This is a genomic window from Bartonella sp. MR30HLJHH, from assembly GCF_042194195.1.
In the GTDB taxonomy this organism is placed as follows: domain Bacteria; phylum Pseudomonadota; class Alphaproteobacteria; order Rhizobiales; family Rhizobiaceae; genus Bartonella; species Bartonella grahamii.
Genome location: NZ_JBHIMO010000063.1, coordinates 1 through 1,625 on the forward strand (window position 1 = coordinate 1; position 1,625 = coordinate 1,625).

Consider the following 1,625-nt stretch of genomic DNA (forward strand, 5'->3'; position numbering starts at 1 on the left):
TTTTCCCATGTCAATTCGATTTCAGAAATCAGTTTCTTTTGTTTTCTGGCAATATATTTCATTGCTGTCTCTAACTGATCTTCTGTGCCAAATTCACGACGGTTCTGGATTTCTTCTGATTTTACGGTATCACTTTTGGCAATCCGTGTTGTTTTGAAAAACCGAAGATTACGACCCTCTCTATCACCTTCTGCCAAAGGTGCGCCACGTTCACTGGTTTGAATAAGGGAAAATGTATTATCACGCCGTTCAATCCCAACCACTGTGGTACTGGTTTCAACTTCCTCAAAAAGATTAAGAGAGCTTACAAGACCAGGTTGAAACTCATAGTTTTCAATGGCTTTCATCATTGTGATGCTTGAGAAAGCATCATGTTTAAAAAAATTCATATCCATGTGTGCATTCTCCTATCGCAATAGAATGTTGTTCTTGTCTTCTAAAGACTGAATGGCTGCTTTCTTTTGCTCATCCGTGATGGCATCTGGCCATAGCAGTTCAGAAGCTTTTACAGTGCATAAGCGTGCTGTAATCACGGCGCGTTGATCTGCTTCTGTTGCGTCAACAGTGGCAAAAGAAATCCCTGCCGGTGTTTGACTGCCATCTGATGCTGCTGGATTAAGGGGGACGTAGTATTCGGTTGCGGTTATCTTTCCCATGACAGTTCCCGCTTCAATGAATGCTCCTGATGCAAACACCACTTCTTCGTTTGACATATCGGGGTCGTAAGGTCCAAGATAAGCGCCATTGCGTACGTCGTCATAAATAATATTCGTCATTTCACTGCCCTCCAAGCTGCTTCCCATTTTGCGTGAATCTTTGCCTTGCTCGTCCCATCACTATGAGGGGCATAAGGCGAGACTTTTAAAGACTCGCTTTGAGAGCTAGCAGCCGTCAACACACACTGGCGTGCTTTCTCGAGACTCATACCGTTTTGAATAGCTTTTGCTGCGTCAAAAGAAACGCCTAAGTGCTTTGCTTGCCTTTCAAGGGTTGTTAGTGCTTTTGCGCGCTTTCTTTCTTTTTCAAGAGCAGCTTTTATGTTTTCCTGCTTGTCCTCACTGTCTTCATCCTCATCTTCGTTTTCTTCTTCATCGTCGAAGTCTTCGGCGTTTTTGTCGACGTCACTATCGTCTTCGTCCTCTTCCTCGTCATTGATGATGTCGACGATCTTTTCGTCATCCTCTTCTTGGGCGCGGTATTGTGTGCGTGCCATGTGTTTTGTCCTTCTTTTTCTGTTGATGTTGGGTTTTGTGATATGGAATCCGTTAAGGCTTCCAAAGCTTGCGCAAGGGTGCCTTGCGCATCTGCTAATCCAAGCGTGATCGCTTGGGTGCCTATAAAAGTTTCTGCTTTTGTGTCACGAATTGCAGCAGCATTTAAGCGTCTGTTTTGCGCCACCAAATCGACAAACATCTCGTAGAGCAGGGCGCAATCTGCTTGCATTTTTATCTGTGCTGTATCGCTCAAGGGTTCATGAGGATTGCCATGGGTTTTGTGATCACCTTCAAAGACAAAGGTCCATTTATGCCCGTGTTTTTCATCTGCATGGGATTGGTCAAGATGAGCGCAAACAACCCCAATCGAGCCCACAACCCCTGTACGAGCTACCCATATTTGAGAAGCAG

General features: G+C 44.7%; 4 protein-coding genes. All 4 read right to left on the reverse strand.

Features of this window, described 5'->3' with window-relative positions:
• A partial coding sequence (locus ACFIKR_RS09215) for a major capsid protein (protein WP_375659634.1) occupies positions 1-395 on the reverse strand: 395 nt, incomplete at its 3' end.
• Between the two features lie 12 nt (positions 396-407).
• Positions 408-776, reverse strand: coding sequence for a head decoration protein (locus tag ACFIKR_RS09220; protein ID WP_375659635.1), 369 nt, complete (start codon positions 774-776; stop codon positions 408-410).
• Complete coding sequence (locus ACFIKR_RS09225) at positions 773-925, reverse strand: hypothetical protein (protein WP_375645168.1); 153 nt, start codon at positions 923-925, stop codon at positions 773-775. The genes ACFIKR_RS09220 and ACFIKR_RS09225 overlap by 4 nt, the downstream gene beginning before the upstream one ends.
• Before the next feature lie 110 nt (positions 926-1,035).
• Positions 1,036-1,625: S49 family peptidase (locus ACFIKR_RS09230; protein WP_375659636.1), on the reverse strand; the 590-nt coding region annotated here is incomplete at its 5' end.